An 18,368-nucleotide genomic window follows, 5' to 3' on the forward strand; every position below is an offset into this window, starting at 1 on the left:
TCCCTCTGGTGGGGCAGGCACTTTCATGGGATCATTGCACAATGAGCAACAACAACTATCCTCACCCCATTCTGGCGCGCGAAGGCTGGCCCTACATCGGTGGCAGCCTGGTCGTGGCGCTGCTGGTGCATGCCGTATTTGGCGGTGGCGCGGCGCTGCCGTTCTGGCTGATCGCCGCTTTCGTGATCCAGTTCTTCCGCGATCCCGCGCGTCCGATCCCGCAGGATGCCAATGCCGTGCTGTCGCCGGCCGATGGCCGCATCGTCAAGGTCGAGAAGGTGCGCGATCCCTACGCCGACCGTGATGCGCTGCTGATCAGCGTGTTCATGAACGTGTTCAACGTTCACAGCAACCGTGCGTCGGTCGACGGCACCGTGACCAAGGTGCAGTATTTCCCCGGTGCCTTTGTCAACGCCGATCTGGACAAGGCGTCGACCGAGAACGAACGCAATGCGGTGGTGATCGACAGCAATGGCACGACCATCACGCTGGTGCAGGTGGCCGGCCTGATTGCCCGACGCATCCTGTGCTACGTCAAGCCCGGCGATGTGCTGACGCGCGGCCAGCGCTACGGCTTCATCCGTTTCGGTTCGCGCGTGGATGTGTATCTGCCGTTGACGGCGCAGCCCAAGGTGGCGCCGGGCGACAAGGTGTCGGCCACGACCACGATTCTGGCCGTCCTGTAAGATGCAGGTTCGCTGATGTCCTTGCCAGGCATCTTCCGCGACCAACCCAGGAGCAGCATGGATATTTTTCCGATCGACCCGGAACAGGAAGCACAGGGGCAGCCGGTGCGCAAGCGCCGCAAGGGCATTTATGTGCTGCCCAACCTGTTTACGCTGGCGGCACTGTTCGGCGGTTTCTATTCCGTCGTGATGGCCATGAACGGCCGCTTCGATCTGGCCACCATTGGCGTGTTTGCCGCCATGGTGCTCGATAGCCTCGATGGCCGTGTGGCGCGCCTGACGCATACGCAGAGCGCCTTTGGCGAGCAGATGGACTCGCTCTCCGACATGGTGAGCTTCGGCGCGGCGCCGGCGCTGATTGCCTACGAGTGGGCGCTGCGCCCGCTGGGCCGTTGGGGCTGGATCGCTGCCTTTGTCTACTGTGCCTGTGCAGCGCTGCGCCTGGCGCGCTTCAACGTCAACACTGGTGTGGTGGACAAGCGCTACTTCCAGGGGCTGCCGTCACCCGCAGCGGCGGCGCTGGTGACCGGCTTTATCTGGCTGACCAATGAAATCATCAACGCGCACCGCGATGTTCCGTGGTTCAAGGCCTTTATCGAGCTGTTTACCGGCGGCGGCATCGTGCGTACCGACCTGTCCTGGTTCATGTTCGCCATCACGCTGCTGGCCGGACTGACCATGGTGACCAATGTGCCGTACTACAGCTTCAAGGATTTCGGTGGCAAGCGCAGCGTGCCGTTTGCGCTGCTGATCGGTGTGGTGCTGCTGATGGCCGTGATCAGCATCGAGCCGCCGACCATGCTGTTCCTGTTGTTCGTGCTGTATGCGCTGAGCGGCTATGTGCTGTATGTGTGGCGCAAGGCGACGGGGCAGTATGTGAGCATCGTTGCCACATCCACCGATGAGCCGGACGAAAAAGGCCTGCACGATTGATGCAGCGCCGCAAGAATTGTGCTACATTGAATCTCATGAAGGTTTTTGCACTATCCCTGCTACTGGCTGACGTCCGACGGGCGGGGTAAGTAGCGCGCGCAAAAACCTCTCACACTGAGCCCGTTTGCACCTGCAGCGGGCTTTTTGTTTTTTGCATCGTGGCAGGTGGCAGCGGACCACCAAACTTCATCACCCAAGGGGCTTTCCATGACCGACCAACTCATCATTTTCGATACCACCTTGCGCGATGGCGAGCAGTCGCCCGGCGCTTCCATGACGCGCGACGAGAAGATCCGCATCGCCCGTCAGCTGGAGCGTCTGCGCGTGGACGTGATCGAGGCCGGTTTTGCGGCCAGCTCCAACGGCGACTTCGAGTGCGTGCAGGCGATTGCCAACGCCATCAAGGATTCGACCGTGTGCTCGCTGTCGCGCGCCAATGACCGCGACATCAGCCGCGCGGCCGAGGCGCTGAAGAACGCCAACCGTGGCCGCATCCACACCTTCATCGCGACCAGCCCGCTGCACATGGAGAAGAAGCTGCGCATGTCGCCCGAAGAGGTACTGGAGCAGGCCCGCCGTTCGGTGCGCTTTGCGCGCAACCTGATGGCCGATATCGAGTTCAGCGCCGAGGATGGCTACCGCAGCGACCTGGATTTTCTGGCGCGCGTGTGCGAGGCGGTGATCAACGAGGGTGCCACCACCATCAACATTCCCGACACCGTGGGCTATGCCGTGCCCGAGCTGTACGGCAATTTCATCAAGAGCCTGCGCGAAAAGGTGCCGAACAGTGACAAGGCGATCTGGAGCGTGCACTGCCACAACGACCTCGGCATGGCCGTGGCGAACAGCCTGGCCGGCGTGACCATTGGCGGCGCGCGCCAGGTGGAATGCACCATCAACGGCCTGGGCGAGCGCGCCGGCAACTGCTCGCTCGAGGAGGTGGTGATGGCGGTGAAGACGCGCCGCGACTATTTCGGCCTGAACGTCAACATCGACACGCAGCAGATCGTTGCGGCCAGCCGCATGGTGAGCCAGATCACCGGTTTCGTGGTGCAGCCGAACAAGGCGGTGGTGGGCGCCAACGCCTTCGCCCACGCCAGCGGCATTCACCAGGATGGCGTGCTGAAGGCGCGCGACACCTACGAGATCATGCGCGCCGAGGATGTGGGCTGGAGCGCCAACAAGATCGTGCTGGGCAAGCTCAGCGGCCGCAATGCCTTCAAGCAGCGCCTGCAGGAGCTGGGCATCGAGCTCGAGAGCGAAGCCGAAATCAACGCCGCCTTTGCCCGCTTCAAGGAACTGGCTGACCGCAAGAGCGAGATTTTCGATGAGGACATCATCGCGCTGGTGGGCGACGAGAGCGTGACTGCCGAGAAGGAGCAGTACGGTCTGGTGTCGCTGGCGCAGCACAGCGAGACCGGCGAGCAGCCGAGCGCGAGCGTGGTGTTCACCGTGGAAGGCAAGGAAGTGAAGGGCGAGGCGACCGGCAACGGTCCGGTCGATGCCTCACTCAAGGCCATCGAGTCGCACGTGAAGAGCGGTGCCGAGATGATCCTGTATTCGGTGAACGCCATCAGCGGCAACACCGAAAGCCAGGGCGAGGTGACGGTGCGGCTGCAGCAGGCCGGCCGCATCGTGAACGGCGTGGGTGCCGATCCTGATATCGTGGTGGCGTCGGCCAAGGCTTACCTGAGCGCGCTGAACAAGCTGCACAGCAAGGTCGAGCGCGTGCACGCGCAGGGCGTTTGATTTGACGCGGCCTCCGCTTCGACAGCGGGGGCCGTGTTGTTTCATTCCCTGGCGAGCAGCTGGGTTTTCGCGTCCTCGAACCCCGGCAGCGCCTGGCTGCGCGCCACCTGGCGGATCAGGTCGCAGGTGGTGCGGACATGGGTTTCCAGCGCCAGCGCGGCGCGGGCATCCCGGCGGGCGATGGCGGCGCGGAAGATGATTTCGTGTTCCTCGTCCACATTGCGCTCGACCGTGTGTTCGGCCACCAGCTGCAGCGTCATGTAGCGGTAGCGCTCGGAGTGGCGGTTGAGCAGGCCGAGCAGGTACTTGGTCCACGGCGAATGGTAGCCGGCAATCAGCGCCTCGTGGAAACGCTTGTTGCATTGCTCGAATTGCTGGGTGTCGATATGACCGCTGCTGTCACGCAGGCGTGTCATCGCATCGTAGGAGTCACGCAGCTCGGCTTCCCAGCGCGCATCGCCGTGCCGGATGGACTGGCGCAGTGCTTCCGTTTCGAGCAGCACGCGCTGGTTGGTCAGGTCTTCCAGATCGTCGAGCGAGATCGGACTGACGCGGAAGCCGCGCTGGCCTTCAGCATAGACCAGGGCATCGGACACCAGCAGCGACAGCGCCTCGCGCAGCGTACCGGCGCCGACGTCGTAGTCTTCCTTGAGATGCTCCACGCGCAGCTTGTAGCCCGGTGGCAGGCGGCCCTCGATGATGTCGGCGCGCATGGCTCGGTAGGCTTTTTCGACCAGGGTGCGCGGTGCGGGAGCTTCGGTCTGGGTCAGGTAATGCTGGGAGGCAACGAAAGTCATGGTGAGGCTCGCTGGCTTCAGGAAGAGGGATTCTGGGCGCTGCGTTGCAGCCGATAGGCCAGTTGCGGGCGCGTCAGGCCAAGCTGGCGCGCGGCTGCGGCCAGATTGCCCCGTGATTGTTGCACGGCAAACTCGAGCAACTGGGATTCGATGTCGGGCAGGGTGACGCCGCTGGAAAGCAGGGTGGCGCACAGCTCGCCCGGCAGCCGGCGCACATCGACTTCGGTCAGGCTTCCGTGGCGGGTAAGGGCGGTGTGCGGATGCTCGGGCATGAGCGGGAACAGGTGGCGCGTGTCGATCATGTCCTGACCGCCGGTGAGCAGCACGGCGCGCTCGAGCACGCGGCCCAGCTCGGACAGGTTGCCGGCCCAGGGCTGGTGCATCAGCGTCTGCAGCGCATGCTCGCTCAGGGAAGGGGGCAGTGCCTTGTACTTGGCGGCATACTGCATGAGCAGGGTTTCGGCCAGTACCGGCAGCTGGTGCATGCGCTCGCGCAGGGGAGGCAGCGTAACCTGCACGGTCTGCAGCCGCAGCAGCAGTTCGCGGCGGAACTGGCCTTGCTGGGCCAGCTGCTCCAGATTGGCGGAGCTGGCAGCGATCAGCTGGCAGTGGGCTGCCACGGGCATCTGGCCCTGATGGCGCAGGAATTCGCCGTGGCGCAGGAAATCGAGCAGTTTGTCCTGCAGCAACAGCGGCAGGTGTTCGATGTTGTGCAGGTAGAGCATGCCGCCTTCGGCCTGCTCGATGCGGCCGGTGCGCCCGGTGGTGCCGGCCAGTGCATGGGTGGCGGCGTGCATGGTGCTGCCCAGGTCGCTGCGCATCTTCTCGCCGAACAGCTGGATGTCGAGTGCATCAGGATCCAGGCCCTGGCAGTCCAGCATGACGAAGGGCCTGCCGCTGGCCGCGAGCTTGTGCAGGCGGCGCGCCAGCGTCTGTTTGCCGGTGCCGAATTCGCCCTGCAGCAGCAGCGGGATGCCGGCGTGGGCGGCGCGCTCCAGCATGGTGAGCTGGGCTGGCAGCAGGCCGTATTCGCCCATGGTCTGCGACAGGTCGGCCGCGGGATCGATCACGGTGGTGGTCGGGCCGCTGTCCATGGGCTGGTGCAGGCCTGGGGTGAGCGGATCGGCCATGCGGCGGCCGCTGGCCTGCAGCAGCGATTCGAGCTGCTCCACGTCGTAGAGCTGGAACACCTGCGCCCCTTCGTCCCACAGCTCCGCCGACTTGCCCAGGATGTGGCAATGCGGCGCCCCGGTGGCAGCGCAGCCGGTTTCCTGGAACAGCACCAGCCGGCCCATGAAGCCACTGGTATAGCCGCTGGCGTAGCCCAGCAGCAGCCAGCAGACCGGCTCGTCGGAGCGTCCCATCATCTGCAGGTGGGCATAGGCTTCCCAGGAATGGTGCCAGGTGAATTCGCCCACGAACTGGCCACTGTCCCTGTCGATCTCCTGCCTGACCGGGCGCACCTGGGCGGCGCCTTCGATCATGTGCAGCTGGGGACCGACCAGGAAGATGTCGTCGCCCGACTGGCCGCCACGCAGTTGACGGGCGAATTCGGCGTCGCGCAGGCCGGAGCTGAAGCCGGTGCTGAGCAGCATGCTGCGTGCTTCGTCGCGGCCGAGGCGGGCCAGCAGGGCCTTGCGCAGCCGGCCCAGGGATTCGGCATGCACCAGCACCATGCGGCGCGAGCCGAGCCAGATGCTGCCCTCGTCTAGCGAGAAGCGCAGCAGCTGGCGCAGGTCGTGGTCGGGCGGGAGCTTGGGAGGTGAGGCCATGAAAGGCATTGTCTCCGAATATCGAGATATGAAGGGCTATGGCAATCCCCTGCAGGCCCGGGAAGAAATCACGGGTGCGTCCTGTTTGCCTGAATTTTAAGCGATTTGCGCGAAAAAATTGATTATTTGATCAACTGATGCTGATGTGCTGGCCGAAATCATCAGCCGCAATTGTCGTCATATTGCCGATCAATGAAGTGAAGCCAGCTCCGCTTAGGGACTTTCCCCTGAATATCGAGATTAAAAGGTCTTCCGCAGCCCCCATTCCTAGAATTTGCGGCATGGAACAGACAAACACCACCCCCGATTCCTTCGACACCCGCAAGCGCTATGTGCGCATCAGGGAAGAGCATGCAAACGGCATGGTCGAGTTCGAGTTTGCGGTGGGCGAGCCGCACCTGTACGTGGAAATGGTGATGGCGCGCGCCGAGTTCGAGCAGTTCTGCACCGACCAGGGCGTGACGCCCACGGTGGGCGGACTGGAGGACGCGGAGCAGGGCAGCCAGGAGCACGAATGGGACTGGAACCTGCGCGCGGCGCGCGATCGTCATTTCCGTCACGAGCCTTGATTTTCACGAAAGCAACCAGGAGACAACGCACATGCAGATCGATCTTCGCACCGTCAGCATCACGCCGCTGCGGCAGACCTTCAACAACATCGCGGCGCGCCAGGGTGCAGACAAGCCCGCGTCGCGCTATCTGGAAGCGACGATGGACGTGCAGCCCTCGGCCAGCTTCCACTACCGCCCGACCTGGGCGCCCGAGTATGAGCTGTTCGACGCCAGCCGCACCGCCATCGTGATGAAGGACTGGTATGCGCTGAAGGATCCGCGCCAGCTCTACTACGGCACCTACACCCAGGCGCGTGCCCGCATGCAGGAAACCGCCGAGGCCGATTTCGAGTTCGTCGAGACGCGCGGCCTGGCCGATACCTACAACGATGACGCCCGCAAGCTGGCACTCGATTTTTACCTGCCGCTGCGCCACGTGGCCTGGGGCGCCAACATGAACGGTTCTGCCATCTGCGCCTACGGTTTCGGCACCGCCATCACCCAGCCCTGCCTGTATTCCGGCATGGACCAGCTCGGCATTGCCCAGTACCTGACGCGCCTGGGCCTGCTGCTCGGCCACCAGGGTGAACTGGAAGCGGCCAAGAAGGCCTGGCTGGAAGCGCCCGAGTGGCAGGAGCTGCGCCGCTATGTGGAAGACACGCTGGTGCTGAAAGACTGGTTCGAACTGTTCGTGGCCCAGAACGTGGTGCTGGACGGCATGCTGTTTGCGCTGGCCTACAAGGAAGTCGACAAGGCGCTGACCGCCAAGGCCGGCCCGGTGGTGTCCATGCTGACGCGCTTCCAGGCCGAGTGGTTCGACGACACCAACAAGTGGGTCGACGCCGTGATGAAGGTGAGCGCTGCCGAAAGCGATGCCAACAAGGCGCAACTGCGCGAGTGGCTGGCCAAGTGGCATGCCCGCGCCCGTACCGCGCTGGAGCCCGTGGCACGCATCGCCCTGGGCGAGCAGGGCGGTGCAGCCCTCGACAACGTGGGCGCTGCCCTGAATGCGCGCATGGCCAAGGCCGGCATTCCTGCCTGATCAACCTCTTACCGGAAGCAAACCCATGTCCAACGTATTCATCGCCCTGCAGAAAAACGAGGAAACCCGCGCCATCGTCGACGCCATCATGGCCGACAACCCGGACGCCATCCTCAACGAACAGCCCGCCATGGTGAAGGTGGACTGCCCCAACCGCCTGGTCATCAAGCGCGAAAGCATTGAGCAGGAAATGGGCCGCGATTTCGACCTGCAGGAACTGCACGTCAACCTGATCACGCTCAGCGGCCACATCGACGAAGACGAAGACCAGTTCGCCCTGAGCTGGGGCAACTGAGCCGCAACCGCCTCACCCTATTAGAACGGAGACATTCCCATGGACATGATTGTCAAGAAAAAGCTGAGCCTGAAGGAACGCTACAACCTGATGACGCGCGATCTGGACTGGACCCCCACCTACCAGAAGCCGGAAGACGTGTTCCCGTACCTGACGTACGAAGGCATCAAGATCCACGACTGGAGCAAGTTCGAGGATCCCTTCCGCATGACGATGGATGCATACTGGAAGTACCAGGCCGAGAAGGAGCGCAAGCTCTACGCCATCATCGATGCGTTCAACCAGAACAATGGCCACTTGGGCGTAACGGATGCGCGATACATCAACTCGCTGAAATTATTCCTGACCGGGGTTTCCCCGCTGGAATACATGGCGCACCGCGGCTTTGCCCACGTCGGCCGCCAGTTTGCCGGCGCCGGCCCGCGCGTGGCCTGCCAGATGCAGGCGGTGGACGAGATCCGCCACTTCCAGACGCAGGTGCATTCGCTCTCCAACTACAACAAGCACTACAACGGCTTCCAGAACTGGCGCCACCAGCACGACCGCGTGTGGTACCTGTCGGTGCCCAAGAGCTTCTTTGATGATGCCGTCTCTGCCGGCCCGTTCGAGTTCATGGTTGCCATCGGCTTCGCGTTCGAGTACGTGCTGACCAACCTGTTGTTCGTGCCCTTCATTTCCGGGGCCGCCTACAACGGCGACATGGGCGCCATGGCCTTCGGCTTCTCGGCCCAGTCCGACGAATCCCGCCACATGACGCTGGGCCTGGAGATGATCAAGTTCATCCTGGAACAGGATCCGGACAACCTGCCGATCGTGCAGAAGTGGATGGACAAGTGGTTCTGGCGCGGCTACCGCGTGCTGACGCTGGTCGCCATGATGATGGACTACATGCTGCCCAAGCGCGTGATGAGCTGGAAAGAGGCCTGGGAAGTGTATGCCGAGCAGAACGGCGGTGCGCTGTTCAACGACCTGGCACGCTATGGCATCAAGGTGCCGAAGGGCTGGGAGCAGGCCTGCAAGGACAAGGACCACCTGAGCCACCAGGCCTGGAACGTGTTCTACAACTATGGCGCGGCCGCTCCGTTCCACACCTGGGTGCCGAGCAAGGAAGACATGGACTGGCTGTCTGCCAAGTATCCGGACACCTTCGACAAGTACTATCGTCCGCTGTGGGAGCACTACACCGAAGAGCAGAAGGCTGGCCGCCGCTTCTACAACACCACGCTGCCGATGCTCTGCCAGACCTGCCAGATCCCGATGTTCTTCACCGAACCGGATGATCCGACCAAGGTGGCCTACCGCGAGAGCACCTACCACGGCATGAAGTACCACTTCTGCTCCGACGGCTGCAAGGACATCTTCGACGACGAGCCGGAGAAGTACAGCCAGAGCTGGCTGCCGGTGCACCAGATCTACCAGGGCAACTGCTTCGAGCCCGACGCGGATCCGACCAAGCCCGATTTCAACCCGCTGGCCGAGGTGCTGCGCTGGTACCGCATGGAGCAGGGCCGCGACAACATGGATTACGCCGATTCCGAAGACAAGAGGAACTTCGAGATGTGGCGCGAGATGGCCACCAAGAACTGATGGCCTGCGGACTGCCTGCCTTGCGGCGGCAGTCCGCACCGAGACCAACTGTTGAATTCCGGAGAAAGACCATGGCCGTTGCTGCCCTTACCACCTATGAGTTTCCCGCCAAGGATACGGCGGACAAGTTTCCCGCACCGCTGCTCTACATCGGCTGGGAAGACCACAAGATGTTCTGCGCGCCGTTCTGCGTGCCGGTGCCGCCCGACATGAAGTTCGGCGACCTGGTGAAGAACATGCTGCCCGGCATGTACAGCGCGCATCCCGACTTCGCCAGGATCGACTGGACCACCACCGAGTGGTTCAAGTCTGGCCAGCCGTGGAAGCCCGAGAACGACAAGTCCATGGCCGAGAACGGCCTGGGCCACAAGGACGTGATCCGCTTCCGCACTCCGGGCCTGACCGGCCTGGGCGGTTCCTACTTCTGACATTTTTCTCGCCAGAGGGCCTGTCAGGCAGGGCGGCCGTCAGACGCAGCCCTGCCTCTTTTTATTTCCGCGGCCGCCCAGCGTCCGTGCTGTTTGCCAGTCTTGCATCATGAGCTATCAACTCACCATCGAACCCATCGGTCAGACCCTTGACGTGGAAGAGGGTCAGACCATCCTGGATGCCGCGCTGCGTGCCGGCCTGTACATTCCCCACGCCTGCTGTCACGGCCTGTGCGCCACCTGCAAGATCCAGGTGACGGATGGCGAGATCGACCATGGCGAAGCCAGCAACTTTGCCCTGATGGACTACGAGCGTGAGGAAGGCAAATGCCTGGCCTGCTGCGCGACGCTGCAATCGGACGTGACGATCGAGGCCGAGATCGAGGAAGAGGTCGATGCGCAGAACCTGCCGGTGCACGACTACACCGCCACCGTCTCGCGCATCGAAAACCTCACGCCCACCATCAAGGGCGTGTGGCTCAAGCTGCCGGAAGGGCGGAACATCCAGTTCCAGGCCGGCCAGTACATCAATCTGAACATTCCGGGCGAGACCGCTTCGCGCGCCTTCTCGATTGCCAGTGCACCGCAGGACGGTAACGAGATCGAACTCAACATCCGCCAGGTGGTGGGGGGCAAGGGGACAGCGTGGGTGCACGAGCAACTCAAGCAGGGCGACACGGTGACATTCTCCGGCCCCTACGGACGCTTCTTCGTGCGCAAGAGCGAGAACCAGCCCAGCCTGTTCCTGGCCGGCGGCTCCGGCCTGTCCAGCCCGCGTTCCATGATTCTCGACCTGCTGGCCGAGAACAGCGAGCTGCCCATCGTGCTGGTGAACGGCGCGCGCGACCAGTCCGAGCTGTATCACGATGCCGAGTTTCGCGCACTGGCCGAGCGCCATCCGCACTTCACCTATGTGCCGGTGCTGAGCAATGAGCCGGATGGCAGCGGCTGGCAGGGGGCACGCGGCTTCGTGCACGAGGCGGCCAAGGCGCACTTCGAGAACGACTTCCGTGGCCGCAAGGCCTATCTGTGCGGCCCGCCAATGATGATCGAGGCCTGCATTGCCACGCTGATGCAGGGGCGCCTGTTCGAGCGCGACATCTACACCGAGAAGTTCATCTCTGCGGCCGATGCGCAGCAGGTGCGCAGCCCGCTGTTCCGCAAGCTGTAGAGCATTAAATATCGAGATTTCATGCAAACCTCTCATAAGACCTTGCAGAAAAGCTCGAAAATCTGTTTTACATAGGGGTCAAACGTTATCAATTAATAAAAAACACCATTTTTTATTTATCAAATAATAAACAAAAGCCTGAAGAGCACTGCTCGCTTTCCTCTGTAATCCATCGAACACTAGGGGCTTTCCCTTGAATATCGAGATTTTTGAATGGAATGCATGTGCTGCTTCTAGAATTGCTTCCATCGACCCGAGTCAATAGGCAAGGGCATGCAAGAGACAACACAAGAGGCCGGACGGATCCGGCCCGAAAGCAGAGAGACATGGCCACGTATTACCAGGTCACGATTGCCGAAACCGGCGAAACCTTCCGCTGCCTCGAGAGCCGCACCTTGCTGGAAGGCATGGAGGCCTTGGGCAAGAGGGGGATTCCGGTGGGGTGCCGCAATGGGGGCTGCGGGGTGTGCAAGGTGCACATTTCCGAAGGAAGCTTCACCAAGCGCGTGATGAGCCGGGAATACGTGACCGAGGAAGAGGAACAGCAGGGTTGCCTGCTGTCCTGCCGCGTCAAGCCCACCAGCGACCTCACGCTGTCGGTGGTGGGCAAGATGAAGAAGAACGTGTGCCGCCAGCCCGGCGGCGCGTGATTGACAACCGTTTTAACTATCACTAAAGCCAACAGGAGACAAATCATGGCAATGACTGGTGTGCTGCGTCCGGGCCATGCCCAGATTCGCGTTCTCGACATGGACGAATCCGTCAAGTTCTATACCGAGGTGATGGGCCTTGTGGAAACCGGGCGCGACAGCTCGGGCCGCGTCTACTTCAAGACGCGCCAGGAGCGTGATCACAACAGCGTGATCCTGCGTCAGGCCGATCGTGCCGGCATCGACTTCTTCGCCTTCAAGGTGCTCGACAAGGCTACGCTGGACGACCTCGACCAAAAGCTGCAGGCCCATGGCGTGAAGACCGAGCGCATTCCTGCCGGCGAGATGCTGGAAACCGGAGAGCGCGTGCGCTTCCAGCTGCCCACCGGCCACACCCTCGAGCTGTATGCCGAGAAGAAGGACGTCGGCAACGGCCACGGCTACACCGATCCGGAAGTGGAAGTGATCGAGTACAAGGGCATCAGCCCGATTCGCATGGACCACGCGCTGATCTACGGTGGCGACATCGACGGCAACCGCGAACTGTTCGAAAAGGTGCTGGGCTTCACGCTGGTCGAGCGCGTCAAGCTGGAAGACGGCCAGACCGACCTGGCCACCTGGCTGACCTGCAGCGCCAAGGCGCACGACATCGCCATGGTGCGCCACGGCGAAGACGGCAAGCTGCATCATGTGTCCTTCCTGCTGGAAAGCTGGGAGCAGGTGCTGCGCGCGGCCGACATCATGAGCCGCAACCGCGTCTCCATCGACATCGGCCCGACCCGCCACGGCATTACCCAGGGCACGACGATCTACTTCTTCGACCCGTCCGGCAACCGCCTGGAAGTGTTCTGCGGTGGTTACGACCACTATCCCGACATGCACCCGGTTACCTGGACTTGGGAAGAAGTCGGCCGCGGCATCTTCTACCATGATCGCAAGCTGAACGACGCCTTCCTGAGCGTGGTGACCTGATGCAGGTGGCTGTGCAGCAATTCGTGTTGACGGCCGAGGCCGCGGCAACTGCCCTGCATGCTGCCGTGGCCCATGCCGAATCGCTGGGTATCCGCATCAACGTGGCGCTGGCAGACAGCAGCGGCGTGCAGGCAGGCTTTCTGCGCATGCCGGGGGCTTTCCTGCACTCCATCGAGATCGCCATCGACAAGGCCTATACGGCGGCGAGCTTCGGCTTTCCGACCTCCCAATGGCCGGCCATCTTTGCGGAGGACGAAGCGCTGCGCACCATTGCGCACCGCCCGCGCCTGGTGGCCTTTGGTGGTGGCGTGCCGATCCGTCAGGGCGGTGTGCTGATCGGTGGCATCGGCGTGTCGGGCGGCTCTGCTGAACAGGACGAAGCCTGTGCCAGGGCAGGTTTACGCGCAATCGGGATGGAAGCTTGATCCAACGAGAGTTTGATCCCGATCCGGCAGGGATGCGGTGCACGCCTTGATCAACACGACCTGGGTGGCTCGCCCGCCGAGCCCGTCCAGGCAAGCCCCCTGTTAGGGAGCTTGCCTTGACGCAGAGGAATCGCCTGCACAGCGGATTCCACGAGCTTCGGCACATCCGCGGTGGCTCGGTGCTTCGACGCATCAGGACTGCTTAGGCAGTTGAGGCGAACATGTTTTTTGCATTCAAGTCGAGAGGGTATATGAAAGAATTCCTGAACTTCATCAATGGCGAATACGTCAAGAACGTCAGCGGCAAGATGTTTGACGACATCAACCCGGTCAACGGCCAGGTGATCGGCAAGATCTACGAAGCCGGCCGTCCGGAAGTGGACGCTGCCGTGGCTGCCGCCAAGTCTGCCCTCAAGGGCGACTGGGGCCGCATGTCCGTGGTCGAGCGCAGCAAGCTGCTCGATGCCGTGGCCGGTGAAATCAACCGCCGCTTCGACGACTTCCTGCAAGCCGAGATTGCCGACACCGGCAAGCCCGCCACGCTGGCTTCGCACATCGACATCCCGCGCGGTGCGGCCAACTTCCAGATCTTCATCGACACCATCAAGAGCACGGCGACCGAGTCGTTCAACATGCGCACGCCCGACGGCAAGACAGCACTGAGCTACGGCGTGCGCGTGCCGCGCGGTGTGATTGCCGTGGTCTGCCCCTGGAACCTGCCGCTGCTGCTGATGACCTGGAAAGTCGGCCCGGCGCTGGCCTGCGGCAACACCGTGGTGGTCAAGCCTTCCGAAGAAACGCCCGCCACCGCCACGCTGCTGGGCGAGGTGATGAACGCCGTCGGCATGCCCAAGGGCGTGTACAACGTGGTGCACGGCTTCGGCCCGGATTCCGCCGGTGCCTTCCTGACCAGCCACCCCGATGTGAACGGCATTACCTTTACCGGCGAGACCCGCACCGGTTCCGCCATCATGAAGGCTGCCGCTGACGGCGTACGTCCTGTCTCCCTGGAAATGGGCGGCAAGAACGCCGCCGTGGTGTTTGCCGACTGCGACTTCCAGGTTGCCATCGACACGCTGACCCGCTCCTGCTTCGAGAACGCCGGCCAGGTTTGCCTGGGCACCGAGCGCGTCTACGTCGAGCGTCCGATCTTCGAGAAGGTGGTTGCCGCCCTGAAGGAGCGCGCAGAGAGCATGAAGCCCGGCCTGCCGTTTGAAAAGGACACCAAGATCGGCCCGGTGATCAGCAAGGAACACCAGAACAAGATCCTCGGCCTGTACAAGACGGCCAAGGACGAAGGCGCCACCATCGTGACCGGCGGCGGCGTGCCCGATATGCCGGAAGAGCTGAAGGGCGGCTCCTGGGTGCAGCCCACGATCTGGACCGGCCTGCCCGAAACCGCTACCGTGGTGACGGAAGAAATCTTCGGCCCCTGCTGCCACATCAGCCCCTTCGACAGCGAAGAGGAAGTGCTGGGCAAGGTCAACGCCAACCGCTACGGCCTGGCCACCGCGATCTTCACGCAGGACATCAGCCGTGCCAACCGTCTGGCGCACCAGATCGAAGTGGGCCTGTGCTGGATCAATGCCTGGTTCCTGCGCGACCTGCGCACGCCTTTCGGTGGCTCCAAGCAGTCCGGCATTGGCCGCGAAGGTGGGGTGCACTCGCTCGAGTTCTACACCGAGCTGCGCAACGTGATGGTGAAGTTCTGAGGGGAAACAACAAATGGAAGCCAAACTGATTGAACAACTGGGCGACAGCCTGTTTGAGGCGCTGCGTGCCAACACCGTGATCGATCCGATTTCCGACAAATACCCGGAGATGACCATCGAGCACGCCTACCAGGTGCAAAAGCGCATGACCGACCGCCGCGTTGCCGATGGCGAGACCATCGTCGGCAAGAAGATCGGCGTGACCTCGCGTGCCGTGATGAACATGCTGGGCGTGTACCAGCCCGACTTCGGCTACATGACCGACCGCATGATCGTGAACGAGGGGGAAACCATCGCCATGAGCCGCATGATCCAGCCCAAGGCCGAAGGCGAAATCGCCTTCCTGCTGAAGAAGGACCTGATGGGCCCGGGCCTGACCAATGCCGACATCCTGGCCGCCACCGAGGCCGTTATTCCCTGCTTCGAGATCGTCGATTCGCGCATCCGCGACTGGAAGATCAAGATCCAGGATACCGTCGCTGACAACGCCTCCTGCGGCCTGTTCGTGCTGGGCGACAACGCGGTCAGCCCGCGCAAGGTCGACCTGTCCACCTGCGGCATGGTGCTGGAGAAGAACGGCGAGATCATCGCCACCGGTTCCGGCGCGGCGGCCATGGGCTCGCCGGTCAATGCCATCACCTGGCTGGCCAACACGCTGGGCAGCCTGGGCGTGCCGCTCAAGGCGGGCGAAGTGGTGCTGTCCGGTGCGCTGGCCGCCATGTTTCCCTGCGCTGCTGGCGACAACTTCCGCGTCAGCATTGGCGGGATCGGCTCCTGCTCGGTGCGCTTTGGCTGACAGTCCCCTACAAGATACTCAAAGGAAATCCGAAATGGCAAAAATCAAGTGTGCATTGATCGGCCCCGGCAACATCGGTACCGATCTGCTGGCCAAGCTCCAGCGCAGCCCCGTGCTCGAACCCGTGTGGATGGTGGGCATCGACCTTGAATCCGACGGTCTCAAGCGTGCCAAGGACATGGGCATCAAGACCACCGCCGAAGGCGTGGATGGCCTGATTCCCCACATGAAGGCCGATGGCGTGCAGATCGTTTTTGACGCTACCAGCGCCTACGTGCATGCCGAAAACAGCCGCAAGGTCAACGCCGAAGGCGCGCTGATGATCGACCTGACGCCCGCCGCCATAGGTCCGTACTGCGTGCCGCCGGTCAACCTGGTCGAGCATGTCGGCAAGCGTGAAATGAACGTGAACATGGTCACCTGCGGCGGCCAGGCCACCATCCCCATGGTAGCGGCCATCTCCCGCGTGCAGCCTGTTGCCTACGGCGAGATCGTGGCCACTGTGTCCAGCAAGTCCGCCGGCCCCGGCACACGCAAGAACATCGACGAGTTCACCCGCACGACCGCCGGTGCCATCGAGAAGGTGGGCGGCGCCAAGAAGGGCAAGGCCATCATCATCATCAACCCGGCCGAGCCGCCGCTGATCATGCGTGATACCGTGCACTGCCTGACGGAAGAAGAGCCCGATCAGGAAAAAATCACCGCTTCGATCCATGACATGATCAAGGAAGTGCAGAAATACGTGCCGGGCTACAAGCTGGTCAACGGCCCCGTGTTCGACGGCAACCGTGTCTCCGTCTTCCTGGAAGTGGAAGGCCTGGGCGACTACCTGCCCAAGTACGCCGGCAACCTGGACATCATGACCGCCGCCGCCGCCCGCACCGCCGAAATGTTTGCCGAGGAAATCCTGGCGGGCAAGCTCACGCTCGAACCCGTGGCTGCCTGAGCCCGATCAAGGAGAAATACAGATGGAACAACTCAAAGGCAAGAAAGTCACCCTGCATGACATGACGCTGCGCGATGGCATGCACCCCAAGCGTCACCTGATGTCGCTGGAGCAGATGAAGGACATCGCCACCGGTCTGGACGAAGCCGGCATTCCGCTGATCGAAGTGACGCACGGCGACGGCCTGGGTGGCAGCTCGGTCAACTACGGTTTCCCCGCCCACACCGATGAGGAATACCTGAGCGCCGTGATCCCGCTGATGAAGCAGGCCAAGGTTTCCGCGCTGCTGCTGCCCGGCATCGGCACCGTCGACCACCTGAAAATGGCGCGTGAGCTGGGCGTGCACACCATCCGCGTGGCCACCCACTGCACCGAGGCCGACGTGAGCGAACAGCACATCACGATGGCCCGCAAGATGGACATGGACACCGTCGGCTTCCTGATGATGGCCCACATGGCCGACTCCGCCAAGCTGATCCAGCAGGCCAAGCTGATGGAAGGTTACGGTGCCAACTGCATCTACGTGACCGACTCGGCCGGCTATCTGCTGCCGCACCAGGTCAAGGAGCGCATCGCCGCCGTGCGTGCCGCGCTCAAGCCCGAGACCGAACTGGGCTTCCACGGCCACCACAACCTGGCCATGGGCGTTTCCAACTCCATCGCTGCCATCGAAGCCGGTGCCAACCGCATCGACGCCGCTGCTGCCGGCCTGGGCGCCGGTGCCGGCAACACCCCGATGGAAGTGCTGGTGGCCGTGTGCGACCGCATGGGCATCGAAACCGGCGTGGACGTGGCCAAGATCCAGGACGTGGCCGAAGACCGCGTGTTCCCGATCATGGACTTCCCGATCCGCATCGATCGCGATGCCCTGACGCTGGGCTACGCCGGCGTGTACGGCTCCTTCCTGCTGTTCGCCAAGCGCGCCAGCCAGAAATACGGCATTCCCGCCCGCGACATCCTGGTCGAACTCGGCCGCAAGGGCATGGTCGGCGGCCAGGAAGACATGATCGAAGACACCGCCATGACCATGGCACGCCAGCGCAAGGAGGCCCAGGCATGAAGCTCGACCAGAACACCATCAAGCAACTCGCCGAGCACCTGGACAACTGCCAGCTCAACCAGCAGGACACGCTGAAGATCACCGAGCAGCATCCCGACATGGACTGGGATGATGCCTACGCGATCCAGGACGAGATCCGCGCGCGCAAGCTGGCCCGCGGCCTCAAGGTCGTCGGCCTGAAAGCCGGCCTGACCAGCTTCGCCAAAATGAAGCAGATGGGCGTGGAAGTGCCCGTGTTCGGATTCATGACCGACGACTACACCGTGCAGGACGGAGGTGAAGTCAAGGTGTCTGAACTGATCCATCCCAAGGTCGAGCCCGAAATCGCCTTCGTCACCAAGGCCCCGCTGAAAGGCCCCGGCTGCCATATCGGCGCCGTGCTGGCTGCCACCGATTTCGTCATGCCCGGCATCGAGGTGATCGACAGCCGCTACCGCGACTTCAAGTTCGACCTGAAGAGCGTGATCGCCGACAACACCTCGGCCTCCCGCTTCGTCGTCGGCGGCCAGCCGGTTGGCGTGGAAGGGCTGGACCTGCGCACCACCGGCATCGTGCTGGAAGTGAACGGAGTGCCCATGGCCTTCGGCGCCGGCGCTGCCGTGCTGGGCCACCCGGCCGCAGCCATTGCCATGCTGGCCAACCACCTGGGCGCACGTGGCGAGGAAATTCCTGCCGGCACCATGATCCTGTCCGGCGGCATCACCGAAGCCGTGGCCGTCAAGGCCGGCGACAATGTGACGCTGCGCGTGCAGGGCATGGGCTCCTGCAGCCTGCGTTTCGTCTGACAAGGAGAACC

19 protein-coding genes are annotated in these 18,368 nt (G+C 62.8%); 17 read left to right on the top strand and 2 right to left on the bottom strand.

The features are described from left to right. Window positions 1–41: 41 nt before the first annotated feature. From ACX36O_RS05140 to ACX36O_RS05150, 3 genes are all read left to right on the top strand, one after another. The gene (locus ACX36O_RS05140; RefSeq protein ID WP_213360243.1) at window positions 42–686 is read left to right on the top strand and encodes a phosphatidylserine decarboxylase; all 645 of its coding nucleotides are present in this window, start codon (window positions 42–44) and stop codon (window positions 684–686) included. Window positions 687–743: 57 nt separating this feature from the next. Further along, window positions 744–1,619: a CDP-diacylglycerol--serine O-phosphatidyltransferase gene (gene pssA, locus ACX36O_RS05145; RefSeq protein ID WP_488360153.1), complete on the top strand. Its 876-nt coding sequence runs from the start codon at window positions 744–746 to the stop codon at window positions 1,617–1,619. A gap of 207 nt (window positions 1,620–1,826) precedes the next feature. After that, window positions 1,827–3,368 carry a 2-isopropylmalate synthase gene (locus tag ACX36O_RS05150; protein ID WP_488360154.1) on the top strand — a complete coding sequence of 514 codons (1,542 nt, stop codon included), beginning with the start codon at window positions 1,827–1,829 and terminating at the stop codon, window positions 3,366–3,368. A gap of 41 nt (window positions 3,369–3,409) precedes the next feature. Here ACX36O_RS05150 and ACX36O_RS05155 read toward each other — a convergent pair whose 3' ends face one another. Further along, a complete protein-coding gene (locus ACX36O_RS05155; protein WP_488360155.1) occupies window positions 3,410–4,165 on the bottom strand; it encodes a GntR family transcriptional regulator in 756 nt (251 codons plus the stop codon). 17 nt (window positions 4,166–4,182) lie between these two features. Continuing rightward, window positions 4,183–5,937 carry a sigma-54-dependent Fis family transcriptional regulator gene (locus ACX36O_RS05160; protein ID WP_213360251.1) on the bottom strand — a complete coding sequence of 585 codons (1,755 nt, stop codon included), beginning with the start codon at window positions 5,935–5,937 and terminating at the stop codon, window positions 4,183–4,185. Between the two features lie 281 nt (window positions 5,938–6,218). On the opposite strand from ACX36O_RS05160, the gene ACX36O_RS05165 reads away from it, so the two are divergent. From ACX36O_RS05165 to dmpH, 14 genes are all read left to right on the top strand, one after another. Then, window positions 6,219–6,506, top strand: a complete 288-nt coding sequence (locus ACX36O_RS05165) for a phenol hydroxylase subunit (protein WP_213360253.1) — start codon at window positions 6,219–6,221, stop codon at window positions 6,504–6,506. A gap of 31 nt (window positions 6,507–6,537) precedes the next feature. Then, a complete protein-coding gene (locus ACX36O_RS05170) occupies window positions 6,538–7,530 on the top strand; it encodes an aromatic/alkene monooxygenase hydroxylase subunit beta (protein WP_213360254.1) in 993 nt (330 codons plus the stop codon). A gap of 25 nt (window positions 7,531–7,555) precedes the next feature. Continuing rightward, window positions 7,556–7,825: an MmoB/DmpM family protein gene (locus tag ACX36O_RS05175; protein WP_213360256.1), complete on the top strand. Its 270-nt coding sequence runs from the start codon at window positions 7,556–7,558 to the stop codon at window positions 7,823–7,825. Window positions 7,826–7,864: 39 nt separating this feature from the next. Continuing rightward, window positions 7,865–9,412 carry an aromatic/alkene/methane monooxygenase hydroxylase/oxygenase subunit alpha gene (locus tag ACX36O_RS05180; RefSeq protein ID WP_488360156.1) on the top strand — a complete coding sequence of 516 codons (1,548 nt, stop codon included), beginning with the start codon at window positions 7,865–7,867 and terminating at the stop codon, window positions 9,410–9,412. A gap of 71 nt (window positions 9,413–9,483) precedes the next feature. Continuing rightward, window positions 9,484–9,840, top strand: coding sequence for a phenol hydroxylase subunit P4 (locus ACX36O_RS05185; RefSeq protein WP_488360157.1), 357 nt, complete (start codon window positions 9,484–9,486; stop codon window positions 9,838–9,840). Between the two features lie 109 nt (window positions 9,841–9,949). After that, window positions 9,950–11,011 carry an NADH:ubiquinone reductase (Na(+)-transporting) subunit F gene (locus tag ACX36O_RS05190; protein WP_213360263.1) on the top strand — a complete coding sequence of 354 codons (1,062 nt, stop codon included), beginning with the start codon at window positions 9,950–9,952 and terminating at the stop codon, window positions 11,009–11,011. A gap of 326 nt (window positions 11,012–11,337) precedes the next feature. Then, window positions 11,338–11,661: a 2Fe-2S iron-sulfur cluster-binding protein gene (locus tag ACX36O_RS05195; RefSeq protein WP_213360265.1), complete on the top strand. Its 324-nt coding sequence runs from the start codon at window positions 11,338–11,340 to the stop codon at window positions 11,659–11,661. A gap of 45 nt (window positions 11,662–11,706) precedes the next feature. Beyond that, window positions 11,707–12,633 carry a catechol 2,3-dioxygenase gene (locus tag ACX36O_RS05200; RefSeq protein ID WP_213360266.1) on the top strand — a complete coding sequence of 309 codons (927 nt, stop codon included), beginning with the start codon at window positions 11,707–11,709 and terminating at the stop codon, window positions 12,631–12,633. Next, window positions 12,633–13,058: a GlcG/HbpS family heme-binding protein gene (locus ACX36O_RS05205; RefSeq protein WP_213360267.1), complete on the top strand. Its 426-nt coding sequence runs from the start codon at window positions 12,633–12,635 to the stop codon at window positions 13,056–13,058. The genes ACX36O_RS05200 and ACX36O_RS05205 overlap by 1 nt, the downstream gene beginning before the upstream one ends. Before the next feature lie 251 nt (window positions 13,059–13,309). After that, window positions 13,310–14,770: a 2-hydroxymuconic semialdehyde dehydrogenase gene (locus ACX36O_RS05210; protein WP_371687104.1), complete on the top strand. Its 1,461-nt coding sequence runs from the start codon at window positions 13,310–13,312 to the stop codon at window positions 14,768–14,770. Window positions 14,771–14,783: 13 nt separating this feature from the next. Further along, window positions 14,784–15,566: a 2-oxopent-4-enoate hydratase gene (dmpE, locus tag ACX36O_RS05215; protein WP_488360158.1), complete on the top strand. Its 783-nt coding sequence runs from the start codon at window positions 14,784–14,786 to the stop codon at window positions 15,564–15,566. Window positions 15,567–15,600: 34 nt separating this feature from the next. Then, window positions 15,601–16,512: an acetaldehyde dehydrogenase (acetylating) gene (locus ACX36O_RS05220; RefSeq protein WP_371687102.1), complete on the top strand. Its 912-nt coding sequence runs from the start codon at window positions 15,601–15,603 to the stop codon at window positions 16,510–16,512. Window positions 16,513–16,534: 22 nt separating this feature from the next. Further along, window positions 16,535–17,572: a 4-hydroxy-2-oxovalerate aldolase gene (dmpG, locus tag ACX36O_RS05225; RefSeq protein ID WP_488360159.1), complete on the top strand. Its 1,038-nt coding sequence runs from the start codon at window positions 16,535–16,537 to the stop codon at window positions 17,570–17,572. Next, window positions 17,569–18,357 carry a 2-oxo-3-hexenedioate decarboxylase gene (dmpH, locus tag ACX36O_RS05230; RefSeq protein WP_213360274.1) on the top strand — a complete coding sequence of 263 codons (789 nt, stop codon included), beginning with the start codon at window positions 17,569–17,571 and terminating at the stop codon, window positions 18,355–18,357. Before dmpG ends, dmpH begins: the two co-directional genes overlap by 4 nt. Window positions 18,358–18,368: the final 11 nt, after the last annotated feature.

The sequence above is a fragment of the Brachymonas sp. KE5 genome, assembly GCF_057773645.1.